19 protein-coding genes, 2 tRNA genes and 1 pseudogene are annotated in these 22311 nt (G+C 70.3%); 15 read left to right on the plus strand and 7 right to left on the minus strand.

Annotated features, from left to right (window positions below; translation table 11 throughout):
• On the minus strand, nucleotides 1–1237 hold a 1237-nt coding region (locus GY24_RS13420; RefSeq protein ID WP_104476584.1), incomplete at its 3' end, for an SDR family NAD(P)-dependent oxidoreductase.
• 39 nt (nucleotides 1238–1276) lie between these two features.
• Here GY24_RS13420 and GY24_RS13425 point away from each other — a divergent pair.
• The 6 genes from GY24_RS13425 (at nucleotide 1277) to GY24_RS13450 (ending at nucleotide 6814) form a co-directional block, all read left to right on the plus strand.
• A complete protein-coding gene (locus GY24_RS13425) occupies nucleotides 1277–1768 on the plus strand; it encodes a ribose-5-phosphate isomerase (RefSeq protein WP_104476586.1) in 492 nt (163 codons plus the stop codon).
• Between the two features lie 18 nt (nucleotides 1769–1786).
• A complete protein-coding gene (locus GY24_RS13430) occupies nucleotides 1787–2776 on the plus strand; it encodes an Fpg/Nei family DNA glycosylase (RefSeq protein ID WP_104476588.1) in 990 nt (329 codons plus the stop codon).
• A 228-nt stretch (nucleotides 2777–3004) separates the two neighbouring features.
• Nucleotides 3005–3988, plus strand: coding sequence for a hypothetical protein (locus tag GY24_RS13435; protein WP_104476590.1), 984 nt, complete (start codon nucleotides 3005–3007; stop codon nucleotides 3986–3988).
• A 46-nt stretch (nucleotides 3989–4034) separates the two neighbouring features.
• Nucleotides 4035–4667 carry an FMN-binding negative transcriptional regulator gene (locus GY24_RS13440; RefSeq protein ID WP_104476592.1) on the plus strand — a complete coding sequence of 211 codons (633 nt, stop codon included), beginning with the start codon at nucleotides 4035–4037 and terminating at the stop codon, nucleotides 4665–4667.
• A 95-nt stretch (nucleotides 4668–4762) separates the two neighbouring features.
• Nucleotides 4763–6127, plus strand: a complete 1365-nt coding sequence (locus tag GY24_RS13445; RefSeq protein ID WP_104476594.1) for a sensor histidine kinase — start codon at nucleotides 4763–4765, stop codon at nucleotides 6125–6127.
• 9 nt (nucleotides 6128–6136) lie between these two features.
• Nucleotides 6137–6814 (plus strand): response regulator, encoded by a 678-nt coding sequence (locus GY24_RS13450; protein WP_083363738.1) that lies wholly within the window; start codon nucleotides 6137–6139, stop codon nucleotides 6812–6814.
• On the opposite strand, the gene GY24_RS13455 is transcribed toward GY24_RS13450, so the two are convergent.
• The 4 genes from GY24_RS13455 to GY24_RS13470 form a co-directional block, all read right to left on the minus strand.
• Nucleotides 6811–7515, minus strand: coding sequence for a hypothetical protein (locus GY24_RS13455; protein WP_104476596.1), 705 nt, complete (start codon nucleotides 7513–7515; stop codon nucleotides 6811–6813). The two genes, GY24_RS13450 and GY24_RS13455, sit on opposite strands and share 4 nt — an antisense overlap.
• A 42-nt stretch (nucleotides 7516–7557) precedes the next feature.
• Nucleotides 7558–11427, minus strand: a complete 3870-nt coding sequence (locus tag GY24_RS18110) for an SCO7613 C-terminal domain-containing membrane protein (protein WP_233279368.1) — start codon at nucleotides 11425–11427, stop codon at nucleotides 7558–7560.
• A gap of 67 nt (nucleotides 11428–11494) precedes the next feature.
• Nucleotides 11495–12418, minus strand: coding sequence for an alpha/beta fold hydrolase (locus GY24_RS13465; protein WP_104476615.1), 924 nt, complete (start codon nucleotides 12416–12418; stop codon nucleotides 11495–11497).
• Between the two features lie 160 nt (nucleotides 12419–12578).
• Nucleotides 12579–12649: transfer RNA gene (locus GY24_RS13470), tRNA-Gly, on the minus strand.
• A 267-nt stretch (nucleotides 12650–12916) separates the two neighbouring features.
• Here GY24_RS13470 and GY24_RS13475 point away from each other — a divergent pair.
• From GY24_RS13475 to GY24_RS13510, 8 genes and pseudogenes are all read left to right on the plus strand, one after another.
• A tRNA-Pro gene (locus GY24_RS13475) sits at nucleotides 12917–12993 on the plus strand.
• A 50-nt stretch (nucleotides 12994–13043) separates the two neighbouring features.
• A complete protein-coding gene (gene tig / locus GY24_RS13480) occupies nucleotides 13044–14519 on the plus strand; it encodes a trigger factor (RefSeq protein ID WP_104476601.1) in 1476 nt (491 codons plus the stop codon).
• Nucleotides 14520–14629: 110 nt separating this feature from the next.
• Nucleotides 14630–15121: a tetratricopeptide repeat protein gene (locus tag GY24_RS13485; RefSeq protein WP_104476603.1), complete on the plus strand. Its 492-nt coding sequence runs from the start codon at nucleotides 14630–14632 to the stop codon at nucleotides 15119–15121.
• Between the two features lie 130 nt (nucleotides 15122–15251).
• Nucleotides 15252–15845, plus strand: a complete 594-nt coding sequence (locus tag GY24_RS13490) for an ATP-dependent Clp protease proteolytic subunit (RefSeq protein WP_083363745.1) — start codon at nucleotides 15252–15254, stop codon at nucleotides 15843–15845.
• Between the two features lie 43 nt (nucleotides 15846–15888).
• A complete protein-coding gene (locus GY24_RS13495) occupies nucleotides 15889–16557 on the plus strand; it encodes an ATP-dependent Clp protease proteolytic subunit (protein ID WP_083363746.1) in 669 nt (222 codons plus the stop codon).
• A 24-nt stretch (nucleotides 16558–16581) separates the two neighbouring features.
• Nucleotides 16582–17352, plus strand: coding sequence for an AAA family ATPase (locus tag GY24_RS13500; protein WP_104476605.1), 771 nt, complete (start codon nucleotides 16582–16584; stop codon nucleotides 17350–17352).
• A 161-nt stretch (nucleotides 17353–17513) separates the two neighbouring features.
• Entirely contained in the window at nucleotides 17514–18788 is a 1275-nt protein-coding gene (clpX, locus tag GY24_RS13505) for an ATP-dependent Clp protease ATP-binding subunit ClpX (RefSeq protein ID WP_104476607.1), read from the plus strand.
• 114 nt (nucleotides 18789–18902) lie between these two features.
• Nucleotides 18903–19871, plus strand: a pseudogene (locus GY24_RS13510) (benzoate/H(+) symporter BenE family transporter); the annotation flags it as partial.
• Between the two features lie 144 nt (nucleotides 19872–20015).
• Here GY24_RS13510 and sepH read toward each other — a convergent pair.
• Nucleotides 20016–21221: a septation protein SepH gene (gene sepH / locus GY24_RS13515; protein ID WP_104476609.1), complete on the minus strand. Its 1206-nt coding sequence runs from the start codon at nucleotides 21219–21221 to the stop codon at nucleotides 20016–20018.
• Between the two features lie 202 nt (nucleotides 21222–21423).
• Between sepH and GY24_RS13520 the strand changes: the two genes are divergently transcribed.
• Complete coding sequence (locus tag GY24_RS13520; RefSeq protein WP_083363751.1) at nucleotides 21424–21717, plus strand: DUF4193 domain-containing protein; 294 nt, start codon at nucleotides 21424–21426, stop codon at nucleotides 21715–21717.
• On the opposite strand, the gene GY24_RS13525 is transcribed toward GY24_RS13520, so the two are convergent.
• Nucleotides 21714–22202 (minus strand): DUF3093 domain-containing protein, encoded by a 489-nt coding sequence (locus GY24_RS13525; protein ID WP_104476611.1) that lies wholly within the window; start codon nucleotides 22200–22202, stop codon nucleotides 21714–21716. The genes GY24_RS13520 and GY24_RS13525 overlap by 4 nt on opposite strands.
• Nucleotides 22203–22311 lie beyond the last annotated feature (109 nt).

Below are 22311 nucleotides of genomic sequence, written 5' to 3' on the forward strand. Positions count from 1 at the left end.
CCATGTTCGTGTGCGGGTGGCCGGGGCCCTTGTATCCGCGGTCGAACACGCCCTCCATCGCCGAGACGTTGACGACGTAGCTGCGGCCACTCGGAGCGGCGGCCATCGAGGCGCGCAGCCGGCTGACCAGCAGGAACGGCGCGGTCGTGTTGCAGAGCTGCACCTCGAGCATCTCCAGCGGGTCGACGTCCTGCACCTTGTCGGTCCAGCTGTTCTCGGGGTGCAGGTCGGGCAGCAGCCCGCCGGCGTCGATCGCGGTGCCGGCGGCCAGGCGGTCCAGCGAGCTGGAGCCGGGCGCCAGGGCGAGCGCGGTCAAGTCGTCGGCGGTGAGCGCGCCGGCCCCGGCGGCGGCGGCCAGGATCGGGTGGCTGGAGACGGATGCCGCCAGCGCCAGCGGGTGCTGGTCGCTGGTGTGGCCGAAGCTGACGATCTCGGGCAGCTCGCCCTCCGGCAGCGGCGAGCTCTCGGCCTCGACGATCGCCGAGTAGGCGCCGGGGGAGCGGCGCACCGTCTGGGTGGCGTTGTTGATCAGGATGTCGAGCGGGCCATGGGCGGCGACGTCGTCGGCGAGGGCGACGACCTGGGCGGGGTCGCGCAGGTCGATGCCGACGACGCGGAGGTTGTGCAGCCAGTCTGCGGCATCCGGCATGGCGGCGAAGCGGCGCACGGCGTCCTTCGGGAAGCGCGTGGTGATGGTGGTGTGCGCGCCGTCGCGGAGCAGCCGGAGGGCGATGTACATGCCGATCTTCGCGCGGCCGCCGGTGAGCAGGGCGCGCTTGCCGGTCAGGTCGGTGCGGGCGGTGCGCTTGGTGTGGTTCAGCAGCGCGCAGTTCGGGCAGAGCTGGTGGTAGAAGGCGTCGACCTGGGTGTAGCGCTGCTTGCAGATGTAGCAGGCGCGGGCCACGAGCAGCTCGCCGGCGATCGGGGCGTCGGTGGCGCTGGAGAGCTCGTGCCCCTGCGTCTCGTCGTCGATGCGGCTGGGCGCTCCCGTCGCCGTGGCGGCGATGACGGCCTTGTCGGCATCCTGGATGCGGGCCCGCTTGATCGCGCGGCGCGACACCTTGACCGACTTGAACATCTTGGCCGTCGCGTGGCGCACGGTCAGGAAGTCCGGGTCCTCCTCATCGACATCGCTGAGGGTGGCGAGTACGCGCAGTGCGATCGCGAGCTCCTCTGGATCGATGCGGGCGGCATCGGCGCGGACAGGCTCGTGCTCGGGAGATGGTGCGGAGGGCATCCGCGAATTCTACCGCGCGAAGCTGAATAGACTGCTGTGATGCGCATCCACATCGCCACCGACCACGCCGGACTCGACTTCAGCACGCACCTGATCTCGCACCTCGGCGCAGCCGGTCACGAGGTCATCGACCACGGGCCGACCAGCTACGACGCCCTCGACGACTACCCCGCGTTCTGCATCAACGCGGCTCTCGCGGTCGCCCACGACCAGTCCCAGGGCTTCGAGGCCCTCGGCGTCGTCTTCGGCGGATCGGGCAACGGCGAGCAGATCGCCGCCAACAAGGTCGCCGGCATCCGCGCCGCCCTCGCCTGGAACCTGAGCACGGCCCGACTGGCCCGCGAGCACAACGACGCCAACGTCATCTCGATCGGCGCGCGCCAGCACACCATCGAGGACGCGACGAGCTTCATCGACGCGTTCATCGCCGAGCCGTTCTCCGGCGACGAGCGCCACGTGCGCCGCATCGCCCAGCTCGCCGAGTACGAGAGCACCGGCGACATCGCCGGCAAGAACGTCGACCAGTACTAGCCCGAGCGGTTCTCCAGCATGCCTGAGGGTCACTCCGTCCATCGCATCACGCGCCAGTTCGCCCGCAACTTCGTCGGGCACCGTGTAGCCGTCTCCAGTCCGCAGGGCCGCTTCGCCGAGGGCGCGAGCATGCTCGACGGCCACGTGATGACGGATGCCAAGGCCGTCGGCAAGCAGATGTACCTCGAGTTCGACAACGGGCTCTGGCTGCGCGTGCACCTCGGCATGTACGGCGCGTGGGACTTCGCCGGTGAGATCCAGATGGATGCCACCATCGCCTCCGCCAACGGCCGGATGGGCCAGACCAACCAGGCCGGGACGATCCTGGACGGCCCGATTCATGACGTCGACGGCGAGAACTCGCTGCACTCGATCGGGGCCCCGCGCCGCACCCGCGTGCGCATGGCGGAGTCCGAGAAGGAGAGCGACGCCCTGCTGACGTTCCCGCCGGAGCCGATCGGGCAGGTGCGGGTGCGCCTGCTGAGCGACACGGTGTGCGCCGACCTCCGCGGACCGACAGCCTGCGAGGTGCTCGACCCGGCGCAGGTCGACGCCATCATCGCCAAGCTCGGCCCCGACCCGCTGCTGGACGACAGCCAGGCCGCAGAGGACCGGTTCACCGCGGTCGTGCGCAAGAAGCCGACGCCAATCGGCCTGCTGCTGATGGACCAGAACGTCGTCGCCGGCATCGGCAACGTCTACCGGGCCGAGATGCTCTTCCGGGCCGGCCTCAACCCGCACACGCCGGGCAAGCTGGTGCCGGAGGATACGGTGCGCGCGCTGTGGCGCGACTGGGCGCACCTGCTGAAGATCGGCGTCGAGACCGGGCAGATGATGACGATGGACAACCTCGAGGGCGAGGACTACGTCAACGCGATGGCCAACCGGGCCGACCGACACTGGGTGTACAAGCGCGAGGGGCTGCCCTGTCGGGTGTGCGGAACCCACATCACGCTCGAGGTCTTCGGGGCGCGCAAGCTCTACTGGTGCCCCAACTGCCAGCGCTGAACTGAGGAATATTCACAGGCTTTTCGCTGAATTCCCGGTCAGGCGGATTAAGAGCGCGCGCCACGGGAATTGGCACGAGTTTGTGATCGCTCTCTCAGACTGCGGCACGTAGTGTCGCCGAGTCGTCGCGCCCCAGACGGGGGCCACTGACGACTCCAACTGAGAGGAAGAGTTGTGATTCGCAACGCCCAAAAATGGCTTCGCCGCCACCCGAGGACGACCGGAACCGTGAGCGCCGCAGTGCTCGCCCTCGTCGTCGCAACGACCGTGGGCGTTGGCGCCACAGCGGCCGAGGCGGAGACGCGCAACACCTCCGCGCGCACGCACACCGCCGACGGCCACCGCGGCCACGGGCCGGTTGCCCAGAAGTCTGAGAAGTCCGAGAAGTGGAAGAAGTCGCACAAGTCGCACTCGCACGGCAACAAGAAGCCCAGCGCGGCGCCGAAGCCGCCCGTCGAGGCGGCCCCGGCCCCGACGACGCCCCCGGTCACGGCCCCGACGACGCCGCCGGCTGCCGAGGTCGCACCGCCCGCCGCCGCAGGCGGCTCCGGCGCCAGCAGCTACCCGCTGCACACCGGCATCGTGGCCACCACCTTCTGGGTCGGCGAGATCTTCGACGCGAACGCCGAGGATGGCAGCCAGATGCTCTCCACTTATGACGCCAACTGGTTCGCCAACTACGGCGGCTGCGACGGCGTCACCAGCAACGGCACCTGCACGACCGAGAAGCGCGTTGCAGCCAACGGCTTCTTCCCGTCCTCGATGACGCCCAAGCAGAACCCGTTCTACCTGGACCTGCCCTACGACGACGTCAATGACAAGACCGGCTTCGCGAACCGCGGCTCGGTCATCCCCTGGGCGAACGACCCGGCCTACGCCGGCCGCGCCGGCGACGCCTCCATCAGCCTGATGAAGAACCGCTGGGTGAAGCTCATGAAGGACGGCCAGACCTGCTACGGCCAGATCGCGGACGCCGGCCCCGGCGAGTACCACGACTCGGCGTACGTCTTCGGCTCCAACGACGCCCGCCCGGCCAACGCTCGCTACGGCGGCGCCGGCATGGACGTCTCGCCCGCGCTGAACGGCTGCCTGAACTTCGCCGAGCTGGACGGCGACTCCGACGTCGTCGACTGGCAGTTCGTCGAGGCCGCAGACGTTCCCGCCGGACCGTGGCTGACCGTGTCCTCGAGCGACAACAAGGTCATCAACTAGCACCAGCCTGCCTGGCGGTCGACCCGCCGGGTGAGATGCTGGAGCCATGCGCCAGAATCCGAGCTTCGCCCTTGTCAGCGATGCCGCCGTCAAGCGGCTGATCCGTGAGAACCCGTGGGTCACCATGGTCAGCCACACGGATGCCGGCGAGCTGGTCGCCTCGCACTATCCGGTGATCCTGGATGAGGCGGAGGAGGGCATCGTGCTGCTCAGCCACGTCGGACGCCCCGACGAGGCGCTGCACGAGCTCGGCCGGCACGAGCTGCTCGTGATCGTGCAGGGCCCGCACGGCTACATCTCACCCGGCTGGTACGACGCCAAGCCCGCGGTGCCGACGTGGAACTTCATCGTCGCCCACCTGCACGGCACCCCGGAGCTGCTCGGCGACGCCGAGAACCTCGCCGTGCTCGACCGCCTCGTCGACCATTTCGAGGACCGGATGCCGGAACCCCGCCGCATGAACGGCACCGAGGCGAACGCGGCATACGCCGCCCGCATCGTCTCCGGCACGGTCGGCTTCCGGATGCGGGTCGACCGCTATACCGGCAAGAACAAGATGAGCCAGAACCGGCCGGCCGAGACCGTGGAGCGGATCATCCACGAGCTCGAGCACGGCGAGCACTACGCCAACCCCGCGCTGGCCCGCGAGATGCGCCGCAGCCGCGGCGAGGCGGTCTGAGCGGTGAGGCGGAGACTCGTGGTGGGGATAACCCCCGCACAGTTCCGGTTGCCAGCTGGCTGGGTGAGCCGGCGGCGGATCGGCAGAATCGAATCATGACCACGATCAGCACGACCCCCAGCAGCACGCCAGGCACCGTGCGCACCCGCACCAGTTACGGCACGCTCTGGGCCACCACGCCCCGGGAGCTCGGCTTCCTGCTGCCCAACCTGCTGGTCGCGGTGCTCAGCCTCGGCGTGCTCTCCACCCTCTTCTTCACCGGCGTCGGCATGATCGCGATCTTCGTCGGCCTGTTCATCGTCGTCGCGACCCTCTACACGGCGCGCGGCTTCGGAGCGCTGGAGCTGGTGCGGCTGCGCTGGGCCGGGCGGCCCGAGATCACGCGCCCGCGCTGGGAGAAGACGGAGCAGGGCCCCGGCTTCTGGCGGGCAACGCTCGGCCCGCTCATCGACGGCCACTACTGGCTGTACCTGCTGCACGGCATGATCGTCCTGCCCATCATCGGCATCCTCAGCTGGACGGTGACCATCGTCTGGCTCGCCGTCGGACTCGGCGGGGTCACCGGCTGGATCTGGGACACGATCTGGCCCGACTCCGGCGACGACCTCCTGCTGCACCGGGTGATCCTGGACTGGGCGTTCCCCGGCAACGACTGGGTGGTCGACCCCGCACTCGCCGAGAACCTGCTCATGGTCGCGGTCGGCCTGCTGTTCCTGGCCACCCTTCCCCTCGTCACCCGCGGGCTCACCCTGCTGCACGACGCCATCGCCCGCGGCATGCTCTCGGCCTGGCGCTCCGACGCGCTCAGCCGCGAGGTGGCCTCGCTGGCCGCCTCCCGCGGCGCGGCGCTCGTGGCCGAGGACCAGTCGCTGCGCCGGCTGGAGCGCGACATCCACGACGGCCCGCAGCAGCGCCTGGTGCGGCTGCAGATGGACCTGGCCAGCGCGGAGCGCAAGCTGGAGAGCGACCCGGATTCCGCCAAGGCGATGCTCGTCGAGGCCCGCACCCAGGCGCGCGACACCCTGGAGGAGCTGCGCGCCCTCTCCCGCGGCTTCGCCCCGCCCATCCTGCAGGACCGCGGCCTCATCGCCGGGCTGGAGTCACTCGCCGCCCGCAGCACCGTCCCCGTCTCGTTCGAGCTGGCCCTGCACCCGGACACCCGGCTGGCACCCGAGATCGAGCGCAGCGCCTACTTCGTGGCCGCCGAGCTGCTGACGAACGCCGCCAAGCACTCCGGCGCCACCGCCATCCGGCTGCACCTCGCCGCCCGGCAGAGCGAGGGCCAGGACTGGCTCGACCTCTGGGTCATCGACAATGGACGCGGGGGAGCGGCGAAGCGGGCCGGGCACGGCCTCGCCGGGCTGGAGGACCGCCTGAACGGGCTCCGAGGCGTGCTGTCGATCGACAGCCCGGCGGGCGGACCGACCGCGGTGGGCGCGCACATCCCGCTGCCACGTTAATCTGGACGGGTGACCCTCACCCCCGATGCCGCGGCATCCGCCCCCGCCCTGCGCCTCGTGCTCGCCGAAGACTCCCTGCTGCTCCGGGAGGGGCTGGTGCGCCTGTTCGATGAGGCCGGCTATGACACCGTCGCCGCCTACGGCGACGCCGACAGCCTGCTCGCCGAGGTCGACCAGCTGCGCCCGGACCTGGCCGTGCTCGACGTGCGGATGCCGCCGACCTTCCGCGACGAGGGGGTGCGCGCGGCCATCGAGCTGCGCCGCCGGCTGCCGGGCATCGGCATCCTGCTGCTCAGCCAGTACGTCGAGGGCAGCTACGCGCACGAGCTGCTCTCCAGCGGCTCCGGCGGCATGGGCTACCTGCTGAAGGACAGGGTCGCCTCCCTCGACGAGCTGCAGGATGCCGTCGCCCGGGTGAGCGCGGGCGGCACGGTGCTCGACCCACAGGTGGTCCGCGAGCTGCTCGCCCGCCGGGCCGACCCGCTGGACGCACTCACCCCGCGTGAGCGCGAGGTGCTCGAGCTGATGGCCGAGGGGCGCACCAACGCCGGCATCGCCGAGCGGCTGTTCATCGGCGTCGGCGCCGTGGAGAAGAACGTGACCGCCATCTTCCAGAAGCTCGCCCTCGACGACTCCGGCTCCGACCACCGCCGGGTGCTGGCCGTTCTCGCCTTCCTGCAGCGCTAGGCAGCGTTTGTTGTGCCAGCGTCATCCGGGGTCGGTGAGGCTGGCTCGTAGCTGCGCCAGAAGGCGAAGAATCTGCGCCCGCCGATCCACGCGGTGAGCACGAGATAGGCGAGTCCGACACCGAAGCCCAGGGCGTAGAGCGCCCAGACGGGGGCATGTAGCAGCCCGCCGATTCCGGCCGCCAGCAGGCCGAGCAGCGCAGAGCACACGGCGGCGATGAAGATCATGCTGCTTCCGGCCACCTGGCTGAGGCTGCTGCGTGGACCGAGCCAGAAGTAGGTTTGCTCCATACCGGACATGTCGTCGTGCGCTGAGGCCATCAAATGCGGGGCGATGCCCGGATCGAGCTCAAGGTAGGCGGCGCGGAGCCGGTTCATGGCGAGCACGTACATCAAATCCTCCTCCCCGACGTTGTTGACGCGCACATGCGTCAGCACGCCAATCACGCAGAGGATGCCGAGGATCACCACGGCGAACACCCGGAACGCGTCGCTGAAGTCGGTGGCCTGACCGACGAGCGCGATGCTGAGCAGACTTGCCGAGGTCAGCGTGAGGAACATGCTGATGCGGGTGAGCACCTCGCCCTGGGTGGTGCTCCGCGAGGCGAGCAGACTCCAGTGCTCCGTCGCCAACAGCTGCGCGCGAACCGAGGCCGATGCGGCCGGAACTCCTTCTGGCGGCAGAGCCGCCTGCTGAGACATGCAGCCATTGTCCACCAGCGGCCGCGCGATTGCGAGCGGTCGCTAGCGCAGCGCGCCGACGCTCGCCACGGCCGCCTTCAGGTTCGCCACCCGCTTCTCGTAGCGGGCCGCCACGGCGATCAGCAGCACCCCGCCGGCGCCGAACCAGAGCCACCAGAGGGTCGGGTTGTAGAGCGCGGACAGCCACGGCCAGAGCTGGGCCAGGCCGTGCAGCAGCACGACGATCGACCCGAGCACGAACGGAGCCTGCAATCGGCTGACGAGGCCGGCAAGCAGCACCGCGATCGCGACGATGCCCAGCCCGACCACCCGCCAGAGCGGCGAGTGCACGTAGTCGGCCAGGAGCGAGGGCACGAGCAGCAGGGCGAGCCCGCCGCCGAGGGCCGGCCAGCTGCGCGCCCCGGGCGTGCGGGACAGGTGCAGGATGCCGCTGCCGATCCACGCGGCGGCCACGGGCACGGTCACCCACTCGAACGGAACGGCGGCACCGTCCCCGGCCGAGCGCGCCAGGAACACCGTCGCGGCGAGGGCGGCCAGGCCGAGGGCGAGCGGCGCGAGCCAGCCGGCCAGCGAGGGGCTCCGCAGCCAGGCGAGCAGCACGTGCGCCGCGCCGAGCACCGCCACCACGGCGACGGCCCGCACCGCCGCGGCGCCGGAGGCGTCAGGGCTGGCGGCGATGGCCGCGCACTCGAGCAGGGCGGCCCCCACGAGCGGCGCGGCGACGAGCACCGTGGTCAGCCGGCCGGGCTGATCGCCGTTCGCGAGCGCGGCGGCGAGCAGCACGGCCGCGCCGACGGCGACCCAGAACTCGAACAGTCCGGAGACGGTGCCGGGCGCTCCGGCCAGCGTGCTGAGCGCGCGGGCGCCGGCGGCCACCGCCACGCCGAGCCCGCCGGCGCCGATCAGCGCCAGACGGAGCAGCGGGCTGGGCGGCGGCGCGCCCCAGACTCGGGGCCGCCAGAGCACGGCGCCGAGCAGGATGACGCCGCCGATCGAGATCGTGAGGATCGGGCGCAACAGGCTGCCGCTGGCCCCCGCCACCGCGGAGGGCAGCAGGGCGATCAGCAGGCCGGCGGCCGTGATGCCCGCAACGGCGGTGCCGGGGGCGTCCCCTCGCTGCCCGAAGCGGGCGATGAGGGCGGCGATCGCGAGCAGGGCGGCGGCCAGCGGCAGCGCGTACGGCTCGGGCGCGGTGACGCCGGCATCCGTCAACCCCAGCCAGAGCCCGGCCGTCGCCAGGAGCAGGGCGAGCCAGCCCAGGTGGTGCCGCGGGGTGCGGGCGTTGAAGAGTCCCGCGCCGTCGACGGCGGCCAGCAGGGCGCCGACGGCGGCGACGAGGAGCACGAGCCAGTTCGCCGGAGCCTCCAGCGTCGCGAACACCCGCCCGGCGCCGAGCAGCAGCACCAGGCCGCTGCCGGCATCCGCCAGCGTCCGGTCGGTGCCGCTCGGCGGCGCGCCCAGGCGGAGCGCTCCCCGCTGCCAGGCCAGCGCGGCGGCGAGGGCGAGGACGCCGAGCGCGCAGGCCCACCAGTCGAGGGCGGCGCCATCGATGTCCGCACCCGCGCCCCGGGCGGCCCCCACGGCGAACATGCCGGAGAGCCAGACCAGCGGGGTCGCGGCCACGAGGGCCACGCGTCGGCCGAACGTGAGCGTGCGGTTCGCCCCGAGCCCGACGAGCAGCAGGCAGGCGGCGGCGGCGAGCAGTGCGCCCAGCGCGGCCAGCCCGGCGGAAACCAGCACGAGGGAAGTCGTGTTGGCGCTCGGCCAGACGGGCAGCGGCGCGAACACGACGATGCCGGCCGCCGCGGTGGGGGCGAGGGACCACGCGCGGTCCACCGGTGTGCCGAAGCGGCCGAGCGGCAGGCTGAATGCGACGAGCAGCAGGCCGCAGGCCAGAATGAGCAGGGCCCGGGTGTCGACTACCTCGTGTGGGGCGAGGCCGGCCGATGCGGCGATGGCCGTCGGCGCGGCGGCCGTCGTGCCGAGCGCCCAGAGCGCGGCGGCCGCCAGCAGGAGCGGGCGCTGCAGCGGGGTGCGCGGCTGCACTTCGCGGCTGCCGAGGAGCAGGCCGAGGACGGCGGCTGAGCCAACCAGCCAGAGCCACAGCGCGTCGAAGGAGAGCAGGTAGCCGGCGACCGCGTTGACGATCAGGGTGATGAGGGCGAGCGGGCGCAGCTCCGGGAGCCCGGCGGCCCGCGCGCGCAGGGCGGGCACGGCCTGGCTGCAGAGGGCGCCGGCCGCGACCGCCAGGTAGCCGAGCGACGCCCCTGCGACCCAGGGGAGTGCCACCGCACACGCCATGAGGGCGGCGACGACGAACGCTCCGAGGATGACGGCGCGCGCCCTGGCCAGGCCGAATGCCGCCCAGGCGGCGCCGGTCATGGCGGCGCCGCCCACGAGCAGCAGCGCGGCCTGGCGGACGGCGTCCTCCGGGGTCTGGGCGCCGGCTTGGGGCACCCAGAGGGTGAACCAGGGGGCCAGCGGTGAGCGGTCGAAGAAGGCAGTGACCAGGAGCCAGCCCGCCGTCAGCAGCGCCGCTCCGGTGGGCAGGGCCGCGCCGAGCAGCGCGCCGCCCAGGACGTGGCGCCGCGCGGGATCCTGCGCGCGGAAGCGCACCACGTCCAGGGCCAGCAACAGTGCGATGGCGATCAGCACCGGCCAGAGCACCCAGTCGGGCGCGGAGGTGGCACGCACGCCCATGTCGATGGGGATGGCGGCGGCGGTGAACCCGGCGGCCACGCCGAAGCCGATGGCGGCGGCGCGGTCGAGGTCGCCGGGGCGGCGGGCGCTCAGCAGTGCCTGCCCGGCGCACACGACGGCGAGGGTGCCGAGGCTCCAGAGCGGCGCGGCCACCTGGCTCCGCTCGGTGAGCAGTCCGAAGGCGAAGGCCGCCGGCAGCATCGGCGCGGCGAGCAGGAGCACGATGGCGCGCTCGGCGAGCAGTGGCAGGGGCGGCGTCATCCGGCGCCCGATGCGCGGCGCGAGCAGCTGCACCAGGCTGGAGACGATGACGGCGATCGCCACCAGCCAGAGGCGCGCGAAGCCGGTTGTGGCCTGGTCGAGCGGAGCCCCGAGCACCCAGCCGAGCAGGCCGGCGCCGATCGGCACGGCGGCGAAGCCGGCGACGCTGCCCGCCCGCATTCCCGTGACGCGGAACCAGCCCAGGAGGACCGGGGCGCTGACCAGCAACCCGATCGCCCAGTACAGGGCGGGATCCGCCCGATCGGCGCCGAACAGACCGGTGGCCTGCACCGCCCACAGGTCGAGATAGACCAGCAGCACCGCGAGCACGGCGACGCCCTGCGCCGTCGAGTGCATCCGGAAGCGGGCCAGCAGCGAGACCCCGACGAACATCAGCAGGGTGAGCAGGGCGACGGTCACCGCGCGGAACGCCAGGCCAGCCACGAACCAGGCGACGATGAGGAAGAAGACGAGCGCGACCGCGACGAGGCCGACGCCGACGACGAGCAGAAGCATCTGCACGCTGGAGCGTCCGCCGCGCGCCGGCTGGGCGGGTGTTGGCTGGGCGGGTGTCGGCTGGGCGTGCGCCGACACGGGATGAGCGGGCGCGGGCGTCGGATGGGCGGGCGCCGGCAGGGAATGAGCGGGCGCGGGCACCGCGACGGCGGGTGCAACCGCCACGGGTGCAACGACCGCGCGCGCCCGCTGCGACTCCGCCCGGATCAGTCGGATTACCTCGGAGCGGTACTCGAGCCGCTCGGCCGCTGCCCGTGAGGCGCGCAGCAGCTCATCGGCCAGTGGGCTGCCGAGGTCCAAATGACAGCGGGAGCAGACGGTGCCGGGCAACGGCGTGAAACAGGAGGGGCAGAGTTGCCGGTTGCGCAGCTGGGCGGTGCTCTGCGGCCACGACGGCTCGATCCCACCCGCACCCATGCCCGCATCCGCCGTCATCGGTAGCCCCCCACCTGGCCCGCGACCGTTCGCAGGCGCAACGGGCCTCAGCATACTGGCCGGTGCCCTAGCTGTCGGGGAGGTCCTGGTCCGTCGCCGGCGGGTGCGACGCGCCCCGATGAATTTCGTATGCCCGAGCCTCCCCGGGCGAGTCGGGATCATCGGTGATGGCCTCGTCGGCCATGAACTGGCGGATGACGTGTGCCAGCTCTCCCGGGTGGCTGAAGTTGATCGCGTGTGCCGCGCCCTCGATCACGACGAGCAGCACCTGGTTGTCGGTATGCCGGGCGACCTCCTGAATCCGACTGGGACTCGGCATCAGCGGATCCCGGCTGCCCACAACGGCCAGCGTCGGAATCGTCAGCGCCAGCAAGCGTTCGAGCGACGGGTACCGGGTGAGGGAGCGGAACATCTTGACCGTGCTCTGCACGCCGAAGCGCAGGTAGTCCGGTGCCGCGATGCCCATCATTTCGCGCGGCTCGCGCTTGCCGTCGATCGTCAGCTGGCTGATCGCGCGGGTGAGCGGCTGGTTGTGCAGGCCGCCGGCGGGGGAGACGAGGATCGCCCGGTCGATGCGCTCCGGGAACAGGTGGGCGAACTCCAGGATCACCGGGCAGCCCATCGAGTTGCCGACGAGCGTCGCAGACTGCACGCCGCGGTCGTCGAGGAAACGGGCGGCGGCGTGGGCGAGGCCGGGCACGTCGAGGGCCTTCGCCGGCTTGCCGCTCAGCCCGTAGCCGGGCAGGTCTGGGACGAACGTGTGGAAGTCGTCCATCAGGCGCTCCGCCGTCGGCAGCAGGTAGCGGCCGGAGAGGCCGAAGCCGTGCAGGTGCAGCATCACGGGCGCGTCCGGCGGCACGGGAGATTCCCGGTAGAACATGTCGATTCCGTCGACCGTCGTCCAGCGCTCGGCCAGCCGGGACGCGGGGTGCCGCGGAAGCCGCTTCGGCTCGCGGCCGGTCGGGCTCGGATCGGCTGAACTGGATGGCATCATCGCTCTCCTCCCCGCGGAGGTCCTGCTCGCCGCCGCCGCGACGATCGGCCTGTACCAGCAATCTTCCCGCGCCGGTGGGTGCTGTCAAGCCCCTCTGACCAGGGCGGCAGAACACAGAAAGGGCCGCAACCATTCGGTTGCGGCCCTTGTCACCGGGAGGGGCTGACGAGAATCGAACTCGCATCATCTGTTTGGAAGACAGAGGCTTTACCACTAAGCTACAGCCCCAGATTCGCGCTCCTCCGGGTGGTCCCGTCGTTCCGCGCTGGGTATTTTCAGTTGTCGGGCAGCCTAAGCATCTACCATGGAGCTACATCCCGCGGCCCACAGCTGTGGGCACTCGAACAATGTTAGTACAGCTTTTGACGTGCCTCGTCCACTTTCACGTTGCGCGAGCGCATCCGAAACAGTGCATTAGACTTGCCGAGGCCTTTCTGCTCGCGTGCAACTTTGCATGCGGCAGCAGAGAAGGCACGACGGGTTGCGGCACTGACTCGGGGCGTAGCTCAGCTTGGTAGAGCGCTCGGTTTGGGACCGAGAGGTCGCAGGTTCGAATCCTGTCGCCCCGACCACGTCGTGAGACATCCCAGCAGAACTTTTGACGTCTAGGAGAATTGCCACAATGCCAAACACTTCGGTTGAAATGCTCAGCCCGACGCGCGCCAAGCTGACCATCTCGGTTTCGCCCGAAGAGCTGAAGCCCAGCATCACCCACGCCTACGGCCACATCGCCGAGCAGGTCAGCGTTCCCGGCTTCCGCAAGGGCAAGGTTCCGCCCGCGATCCTCGACCAGCGCGTTGGCAAGGGTGCCGTCATCGAGCACGCCGTCAACGAGGGCCTGGACGGTTTCTACCGTCTCGCCGTCGCCGAGCACGACCTGCGCCCGCTGGGCCGCCCCAACGCCGACATCGTCGAGTGGCCCTCCGACAAGGACTTCTCGGGCGACCTGCTCCTCTCCATCGAGGTCGACGTGCGCCCCGAGCTCACGCTGCCCGAGCTCGCCGGCATCGCCATCACGGTGGACGCCGCCGAGATCTCTGACGAGGACGTCGACGCCGAGCTGGAGAAGCTGCGCAGCCGCTTCGGCACGCTCATCACGGTCGACCGCCCCGCCAAGACCGGTGACTTCGTCACCATCGACCTCACCGCCAAGATCGGCGACGACGAGGTCGACAACGCGAGCGGCATCTCCTACGAGGTCGGCTCCGGCGAGCTCATCGAGGGCATCGACGAGGCCCTCGACGCGCTCTCCGCCGACGAGACCACCACCTTCGAGTCCAAGCTGCTCGGCGGCGACCGTGAGGGCGAGACCGCTCTCATCACCGTCACCGTCACCGCGGTCAAGGAGCGCGAGCTCCCCGCTGCAGACGACGACTTCGCTCAGATCGCCAGCGAGTTCGACACCATCGCCGAGCTGCGCGAGAGCCTCGTCAAGCAGGTCGAGGGCAACAAGACCTTCGCTCAGGGCGGCCAGGCACGCGACCTCCTCATCGACAAGCTGCACGAGCTCGTCGAGGTTCCCGTTCCCGTCTCCCTCGTCGAGGACGAGGTGAACCGTCACCTCGAGGGTGAAGGCCGCCTCCAGGACGACGAGCACCGCGCAGAGGTCACCGAGTCCAGCGAGAAGACCTTCCGCACCCAGATCCTCCTCGACGCGATCGCCGAGGCCGAAGAGGTCAAGGTCAGCCAGGACGAGCTCTCGCAGTACCTCGTCCAGGGTGCAGCGCAGTACGGCATGAACCCGGCCGAGTTCGTTCAGATCCTGAGCGAGAACGGCCAGATCCAGGCCATGGTCGGCGAGGTTGCCCGCAACAAGGCCCTCGCGATCGTCCTCGGCAAGGCTGTCGTCACCGACGCCAACGGCAAGACCGTTGACCTCGCCGAGTTCACCGCCGTCGACAACGGTGAGGACGAGGCAGAGGCTGAGGCCGAGGCCGAGAAGCCCGCCAAGAAGGCTCCGGCCAAGAAGGCCGCCGCGAAGAAGGACTCCGACGAGAAGTCGGCTTCCGACGAGAAGCCGGCCGCGAAGAAGCCGGCCGCGAAGAAGCCCGCCGCGAAGAAGGCCGCCAAGGCCGACGACGCCGAGGCTGCCAAGTAGTCACACGCTTGTCCTGAACGAGGGTCGGATGCCGCTGGCATCCGGCCCTCGTTCTCTTTCACCCCCCCTGCCGCACACCGAGAACCACCCCGAGCACCCCAGGAGATCGCATGGACCGCCGTACCGAGTGGCAGGCGCGCGTCGACGCCGTGTGGGCCGACGCCTCGCTGAACAACGCCGAGGTCATTGACCGCATTGACGAGCTGGCCGCCGACTGGCCGGAGGACGACGCGCTGTCCCTGTTCCAGACCGCGGGCGCCCGCGACTCCGCCGGCCTCGAGGCGCAGGCCGCGCCGCGCTACCAGAAGGCCCTGGCCCTCGGCCTGCCCGAGTCGGAGCGCGCCCAGGCCACCATCCAGCTCGCCAGCACGCTGCGCAACCTCGGCCGGGCCGACGAGGCCATCGCGCTGCTCCGCGCCGAGCTGGCCGAGCGGCCGGGCGGCGAGTATGCCGGCGCCGCGACCGCGTTCCTCGCCCTGGCGCTGGCCGACATCGGGAGCGCGCAGGAGGCGACGCAGCTGGCCGTGCTCGCCCTGGTGCCGCACCTGCCCCGCTACCAGCGCAGCGTGGCGGCCTACGCCCGGGCCCTGACCGCGCCCTGACTGCGCCCTGACAGGCCGCCCCGTTCGGGCGCGCGGGGGACTCGCGATCTGCCCACGGCGAACAGCGCCGTTCCCGGGCCGTCGCTCCGATAGATTCGTCATACCGCGTTAACTGAAACGGAGCGACAACATGGCTGAACCTCTGGTAGCCACCAGCGTTTTTGATCGACTGCTGAAGGACCGCATCATCTGGCTCGGTTCCGAGGTGCGCGACGACAACGCCAACGAGATCGCCGCCAAGCTCTTGCTGCTGGCCGCCGAAGACTCCAAGCGCGACATCTACCTCTACATCAACTCGCCCGGTGGCTCGATCACGGCCGGCATGGCCATCTACGACACCATGCAGTTCGTGCCGAACGACATCGTCACCGTCGGCATCGGCATGGCGGCGTCCATGGGGCAGCTGCTGCTCACCGCCGGCACCAAGGGCAAGCGCTACATCACCCCGAACGCCCGCGTGCTGCTGCACCAGCCGCACGGTGGCTTCGGCGGCACCTCCAGCGACATCCAGACGCAGGCACAGCTCATCAACGACATGAAGCGCCGCCTCGCCGAGATCACCGCTGCGCAGACCGGCAAGTCCGTCGAGCAGATCAACGCCGACGGCGACCGTGACCGTTGGTTCGACGCCGAGCAGGCCCTCGAGTACGGCTTCGTCGACCACATCCGCGAGTCCGCTCTGGATGTCACCGGCGGCGGCGGAACCGAAACCGAAACCAAATAGGCCCCCGAGCATCGACAATTCGAGCAGAAACGAAGAGACGACTATGACGACCCCCAGCTTCGGTGGCACCGCATTCTCCAGCATGCAGGCACCCGGCTCCCGCTACATCCTGCCCACGTTCGAGGAGCGCACGGCCTACGGCTACAAGCGCCAGGACCCCTACGCCAAGCTGTTCGAGGACCGCATCATCTTCCTCGGCGTGCAGGTGGATGACGCCTCCGCCGACGACGTGATGGCCCAGCTGCTCGTGCTCGAGAGCATGGACCCTGACCGCGACATTCAGATGTACATCAACTCGCCCGGTGGCTCCTTCACCGCGATGACGGCCATCTACGACACGATGCAGTACATCCGCCCGCAGGTGCAGACCATCGTCCTCGGCCAGGCGGCCTCCGCCGCCGCCGTGCTGACCGCCGCCGGAGCCCCCGGCAAGCGTCTGGCACTGCCGAACGCGCGCATCCTGATCCACCAGCCCGCCGTCGGCGAGGCCGGCCGCGGCCAGGCGTCTGACATCGAGATCCAGGCCAAGGAGATCCTGCGCATGCGCACCTGGCTCGAGGAGACGCTGGCCAAGCACTCCAACCGCGACGCCGCCCAGGTGAACAAGGACATCGACCGCGACAAGATCCTGAGCGCCGACGAGGCACTCGAGTACGGTCTGATCGACCAGGTGCTCACCTCGCGCAAGAGCCTCGCGGCCCTCACCAAGTAGACACCGCACAGCTCGACGCACTGCATGAACGCGACGGGGGACTGGCTGCACGACCGCCGGCCCATCCGTCGCGTTTCTGCGCGGAGGGATTCTGCTGTGGCGGATGCCGCGGCCGATGGCGGCGAGTGGCCGGCGAGCATCCCGGCCATCGCCGCGGTGCTCCGCGACGGGCTCGACTTCGGCCCGGGCGTCACCTTCCTCGTCGGCGAGAACGGCAGCGGCAAGTCGACGCTGCTGGAGGGCATCGCCATGGCCGCCGGCCTGCCGCCGGAGGGCGGCAGCAGCAATGGATCGCACACGACGCGCCCCACGGAGTCCCCGCTGGCCGACTGGCTGCAGATCGAGCGCGGGCCCGGCGCGCCGCGCGGCGGGTTCTTCCTCCGCGCCGAGACCATGCACGGCTACTACAGCTACCTGGAGTCGCTGGACGGGAGTCCCGATCGGCACCTGCACTCGCTCAGCCACGGCGAGTCGTTCAACGACCTGCTCGAGAACAAGCTGAACCACCCGCGCTACGTGACCGGGCTGGCCTGCCTGGACGAGCCGGAGGCCGCGTTGTCCTTCGCGTCCACCCTGAACTGGATGGTGGGACTGCGCGACATGGTCGAGCGCGGCAGCCAGGTGATCTGCGCGACGCACTCGCCGGTGCTCGCCGCGCTGCCCGGGGCGCGCATCCTGGAACTGGGGGACTGGGGCATCCGGGAGGCGAGCTGGGAGGGGCTGCAGCTCGTCGGGCACTGGCGCGCGTTCCTCGACTCTCCGGATCGTTACCTGCGCCACCTCTTCGCCGACTGAAAGGCGACGGACGCTCAACATCCGGCAATCGGTCCGAGAAACTGCGGGCGTCGCTCTCCGCGATGTCGGCATCACAGGATAGGCTCGGAGCACGTTCTGGAACACTCGTTTCGAGACACGAGTGGCAAGACACGAATTCAAGTCGCTGAGGAGGCGGACGGATGGCACGCATAGGTGAAAGCGCCGATCTGCTCAAATGCTCCTTCTGCGGGAAGAGCCAGAAGCAGGTTCAGCAGCTCATCGCTGGGCCCGGCGTCTACATCTGCGACGAGTGCGTCGAGCTCTGCAACGAGATCATCGAGGAGCGCCTCGCCGAGTCCGGCGAGGAGGCCACCGGCGACTTCGAGCTGCCCAAGCCGAAGGAGATCTTCGGCTTCCTCGAGGAGTACGTGATCGGGCAGGAGCCCGCCAAGCGCGCCCTGGCCGTCGCCGTCTACAACCACTACAAGCGCGTGCGCGCGCGCAGCGCCATCGGGCCGGCCGACGTGAAGGACGACATCGAGATTGCCAAGTCCAACATCCTGCTGATCGGCCCGACCGGCTGCGGCAAGACCTACCTCGCGCAGACCCTCGCCAAGCGCCTCAACGTGCCGTTCGCGGTCGCGGATGCCACCGCGCTGACCGAGGCCGGCTACGTCGGCGAGGACGTCGAGAACATCCTGCTCAAGCTGATCCAGGCCGCCGACTACGACGTCAAGCGGGCAGAGACCGGCATCATCTACATCGACGAGGTCGACAAGATCGCCCGCAAGGCGGAGAACCCGTCGATCACGCGCGACGTCTCCGGCGAGGGCGTGCAGCAGGCGCTGCTGAAGATCCTGGAGGGCACGGTCGCCTCGGTGCCGCCGCAGGGCGGGCGCAAGCACCCGCACCAGGAGTTCATCCAGATCGACACCACGAACGTGCTGTTCATCGTCGCGGGAGCCTTCGCCGGCCTGGAGGAGATCATCTCCTCCCGGGCGGGCAAGAAGGGCATCGGCTTCGGCGCCCCGCTGCACTCCAAGGGCGACGACGTCAACCTGTTCAGCGAGGTGCTGCCGGAGGACCTGCAGAAGTTCGGGCTCATCCCCGAGTTCATCGGCAGGCTCCCCGTCGTCACCACCGTCAGCCAGCTCGACCAGGCGGCGCTGATGGAGATCCTCACCAAGCCGAAGAACGCCCTCGTGCGCCAGTACCAGCGCATGTTCGAGTACGACGGCGTCGAGCTCGAGTTCGAGGAGCCGGCGCTGGAGGCCATCGCCGACCTCGCGGTGCTCCGGCAGACCGGCGCCAGAGGGCTCCGCGCCATCATGGAGGAGGTGCTCGGACCGATCATGTTCGAGGTGCCCTCCAGCGAGGAGGTGGCGCGCGTGGTCGTCACCCGGGCCGCCGTGCTCGAGAACGCCGCACCCACGATCGTGCCGCACAAGGTGCGCCGCCAGGAGAAGTCGGCCTAGTCCGATCACTCGAGAGCCAACGCTTCACTGACGAAGGGCACGGGCATCCTGCAACCCATCTTCGCCGGCATCGTCGCCGCGATCACCGGATTCGCCAGTTCCTTCGCCCTGGTCATCGCCGGGCTCGTTGCCGTCGGGGCCAGCGACGAGCAGGCCGCATCCGGCCTGTTCGCCCTCTGCCTGGCGGTGGGCGTCATCTGCGTCCTGCTCCCGTGGCTGCTGAAGATCCCCGTCTCCTTCGCCTGGTCGACGCCGGGCGCCGCGCTGCTGCTGGCGGCGGGCGCGACGACGCAGAACTTCGCCGCAGCGGTGGGCGCGTTCCTCGTCTGCGCGGCGCTCATCGTGCTGTGCGGGCTCTGGCCGCTGCTCGGCCGGCTGATCACCCGCATCCCGAAGTCCCTCGCCGGCGCGATGCTCGCCGGCATCCTGTTCCCGATCTGCATCGCGCCGGTCACCGCCGCCATCGAGCAGCCGCTCGTCGCCGTGCCGATGATCCTGGTCTGGCTGCTGCTCAGCCGGCTCGCGCCCCGCTGGGCCGTGCCGGCCGCCATGCTGGTGGCTGCGGTCGGCATCGCCGCGATCGCGGGGCCGGGCGCCCTCAGCGGGCAGTCCACACTTCCCCGGCTGGAGTTCGTCGCACCCGTCTTCGAGCCCGCCGTCATCGTGAGCCTCGGCATCCCGCTCTTCATCGTCACGATGGCCGGCCAGAACGTGCCGGGCTTCGCCGTGCTCTCGACGTTCGGATACACGGTCGCGCCGCGCACGGCGCTGCTCAGCACCGGCCTCGCCTCGGCCGGGGCGGCGTTCTTCGGCGGGCACGTGATCAACCTGGCCGCGATCACCGCGGCGTTGATGGCCAGCCCGGAGGCGCACCCGGAGCGCTCGAAGCGCTGGGTGGCCACCGTCAGCTCCGGCTTCGTCTACCTGGCCCTCGGCGTCGGGGCGGGCGCGGCGGCGGCCCTGGTGGCGGCCGCACCCCCGGTGATCATCATCGCCGTCGCCGGGTTGGCCCTGCTCGGCGCGCTCGTGACCGCCGTGTCGAATGCGCTCGAGGTCGCCGAGCAGCGCATCAGCGCGATCGCGACGTTCCTGGTGACGGCATCCGGCGTCTCGATCGTCGGCATCGGATCCGCCTTCTGGGGGGCTCCTGGTCGGCGGCGTGTTCCTGCTCTGGCTGGTGCCAACTGTGCGCACGCCGCAGAAGCAGCGCGAGCCGGTGCTGCGGCCCTAGGCCAGATCGTCGTCGGTGCGCGCGCCGAAGACGATCTCGTCCCAGCTCGGCATCGATGCTCGGCCCTTCTTGGCGCGGGCCGCGGGTGTGGCCGGGGGCACGGCAGAGACCACCGCGGGCGCCGATGCGGGCTCGGCGGTCGGCACCGGGCCCGTGGGTGCGGCCGGCGGGAGGCCCACCGGCTTGCTGGCGGCTCCCCAGAGCCGCAGAGTCGGGTTGGACGGGGCCTCGTCGGCGCCGTGGCCGGGGGCGGGCGCCTGGGGCGCCTCGGTCGAGACGGCCGGCACCTCGATCCGGGGCGCGGCCGGAACGGCGGTGGGCCCGGTCAGGGGCTGGCGTGGCTCGGCCACGGTCGAGGAGGCGGCTTCACGTTCCCCGCGCCGACGGCGCAGCGCCTCGAGCAGGTCGGCGGTCTCGCTGAGCGAGGTGGCCGGCTCGTCGGCGCGCTTGATGGCGGCCTTGCTCGCGGCGGGGCTGGAGGAGGCGGCCCGGCCGTACGCCATGGGCTCGAGCTGGGAGACGACGTCGCCGGGGTCGTCGCCGATCAGCGGGTCGCGGAACGAGAACGCGCCGCTGTCGAAGCGCGACTCGTCGATCGTGGTGTCGTGGCCGACGGCGCGCAGCCGGGGGATCAGCGAGCCGCTGATCTCGCCCTGCTGGGAGAGCGTCACGGCCTCGGAGTTCAAGGGGGAGAGGGTGAGCTTCTTCGGCTCGAAGGCCCAACGCGCGTCGTGGTCGATGCCGTCGGCGGTGAAGGCGAGCTTGATGACCCAGCCGCCGGCCGGCTCCTTCCAACTGGCCCAGCGCTCACCATGGGCGCCGAGCGCGGCGAGACGCTCCCGGATGACGGTGCCGAAGTTCATCGGGTCGTCGGCCGGCTCCGGGTCGATCGCCGTGTGCACGGGAACGCCGAGTGCCGAGGACACCATGTGCTCGCGTTCGGCGACGACGGGGCCCTCGAAGCGCTGGATGTACTCCAGCGAGGCGCCGGTGACGGCGGCGACATCGTCGGCGGACATGCCGGAGCGGATGTAGGCCTGCACCTCCCTGGGGGAGAGCTTGGGGCTGTTGGAGGCCTCCGGCTGTGCCTGGCGCAGCCGCGATTGCAAGACATCGTCGATGACGATGCGAAAGCGGTCGCCCTCGTCTGAGGCGACGAGAAGCGCCCCGTTCTCGACGCCGATTACCTTGAGTTCCTGCATTGCGTTGAGCCCTTTCGCGCTGGCTATCGCTGCCAAGGATGCCACGCGAAAGGCCCAATTCAGGGGAATACGCTGGGCGTGCCGGAAGTTCTGTAGGAATGGCGGCCAGATCGGCGAACGAGGGTTTGCTATTCCCCGCACTTTGTTGCAAACTATGGCCGCCGATTTTTGTTCTGGCGGCTGTAAATGGAAGTGGATGGGTATGGCAACGGATTACGACGCACCTCGAAAGACAGACGATGATTCTGACTCGATCGAGGCGCTGAAAGAACGAGTACCCGACAAGATGTCGGGCGTCGTTGATGTCGAAGACGCGGACAACCCTGGTGGCTTCGAACTGCCGGGCGCGGATCTCTCCGACCTCGATCTCGACGTCGTCGTGCTGCCCCCGCAGGCAGACGAATTCACCTGTGTGAGCTGCTTCCTGGTGAAGCACCGCTCGCAGATCGACCACGAGTCCAAGCTCGGACCGATCTGCCTGGAGTGCGCAGCCTAAGCAGCGGGCGAATCAGTTTCTGGCCGTCGTGATCGATTGATCGCGGCGGCCAATTCTGTTGGGCGGCGGCTGGAGAGCAGCCAGTACGGGGTGGGGTCGCTCGGGTCGTTCAGCTCGACGCGGACGACCGACTTCACCCAGCCGCGGATGAGCAGCCAGGCCCGCGCATCCAGTCGCGTGCCGCGTTCGGCGAAAGCCTCGGCACCTTCACAGCTTGTGGCCGGGCCGAGGGCGTCGACACCGATGCTGGCGCGGCCGGCGGTGAGCCGGTCGGCGGTCAGGGTGATGCGGGGCGAGGCGACGAGTAGCAGCACGACGCATCCGGCGTAGAGGATGAGGGCGGTCACGACGCCCGCCGTCACGCTGATCGGGGCGAGCACGAGGATGCTCGCGGGGATGACCAGCGCCGTGGCGATGAACATCCACGGGTTCGGCCAGAGCCGCTCGTCGTAGACGGCGGACGCGGTGTCGAGGTTTTCAGGCATGTCTCTATTCGATCAGAGTTCTGCACTACCCTCGACACGTGGCTGAAAGCGTTGAAGTATTGATCACGGCATCCGTGCTGCCCCAGTACGCCCACCCGGGCGATGCGGG

It is taken from the genome of Microterricola pindariensis (genome assembly GCF_002936985.1).
In the GTDB taxonomy this organism is placed as follows: domain Bacteria; phylum Actinomycetota; class Actinomycetes; order Actinomycetales; family Microbacteriaceae; genus Microterricola; species Microterricola pindariensis.

What these genes read in the sequence shown, in the direction of transcription:
- GY24_RS13485 (WP_104476603.1), top strand. Translation starts at nt 14,630, where the DNA reads ATGGACCGCCGTACCGAGTGGCAGGCGCGCGTCGACGCCGTGTGGGCC.
- GY24_RS13430 (WP_104476588.1), top strand. Translation starts at nt 1,787, where the DNA reads ATGCCTGAGGGTCACTCCGTCCATCGCATCACGCGCCAGTTCGCCCGC.
- tig (WP_104476601.1), top strand. Translation starts at nt 13,044, where the DNA reads ATGCCAAACACTTCGGTTGAAATGCTCAGCCCGACGCGCGCCAAGCTG.
- GY24_RS13495 (WP_083363746.1), top strand. Translation starts at nt 15,889, where the DNA reads ATGACGACCCCCAGCTTCGGTGGCACCGCATTCTCCAGCATGCAGGCA.
- GY24_RS13500 (WP_104476605.1), top strand. Translation starts at nt 16,582, where the DNA reads ATGAACGCGACGGGGGACTGGCTGCACGACCGCCGGCCCATCCGTCGC.
- GY24_RS13490 (WP_083363745.1), top strand. Translation starts at nt 15,252, where the DNA reads ATGGCTGAACCTCTGGTAGCCACCAGCGTTTTTGATCGACTGCTGAAG.
- GY24_RS13425 (WP_104476586.1), top strand. Translation starts at nt 1,277, where the DNA reads ATGCGCATCCACATCGCCACCGACCACGCCGGACTCGACTTCAGCACG.
- GY24_RS13445 (WP_104476594.1), top strand. Translation starts at nt 4,763, where the DNA reads ATGACCACGATCAGCACGACCCCCAGCAGCACGCCAGGCACCGTGCGC.
- GY24_RS18110 (WP_233279368.1), bottom strand. Translation starts at nt 11,427, where the DNA reads ATGACGGCGGATGCGGGCATGGGTGCGGGTGGGATCGAGCCGTCGTGG.
- GY24_RS13455 (WP_104476596.1), bottom strand. Translation starts at nt 7,515, where the DNA reads ATGTCTCAGCAGGCGGCTCTGCCGCCAGAAGGAGTTCCGGCCGCATCG.
- sepH (WP_104476609.1), bottom strand. Translation starts at nt 21,221, where the DNA reads ATGCAGGAACTCAAGGTAATCGGCGTCGAGAACGGGGCGCTTCTCGTC.
- GY24_RS13520 (WP_083363751.1), top strand. Translation starts at nt 21,424, where the DNA reads ATGGCAACGGATTACGACGCACCTCGAAAGACAGACGATGATTCTGAC.
- GY24_RS13465 (WP_104476615.1), bottom strand. Translation starts at nt 12,418, where the DNA reads ATGCCATCCAGTTCAGCCGATCCGAGCCCGACCGGCCGCGAGCCGAAG.
- GY24_RS13525 (WP_104476611.1), bottom strand. Translation starts at nt 22,202, where the DNA reads ATGCCTGAAAACCTCGACACCGCGTCCGCCGTCTACGACGAGCGGCTC.
- clpX (WP_104476607.1), top strand. Translation starts at nt 17,514, where the DNA reads ATGGCACGCATAGGTGAAAGCGCCGATCTGCTCAAATGCTCCTTCTGC.
- GY24_RS13440 (WP_104476592.1), top strand. Translation starts at nt 4,035, where the DNA reads ATGCGCCAGAATCCGAGCTTCGCCCTTGTCAGCGATGCCGCCGTCAAG.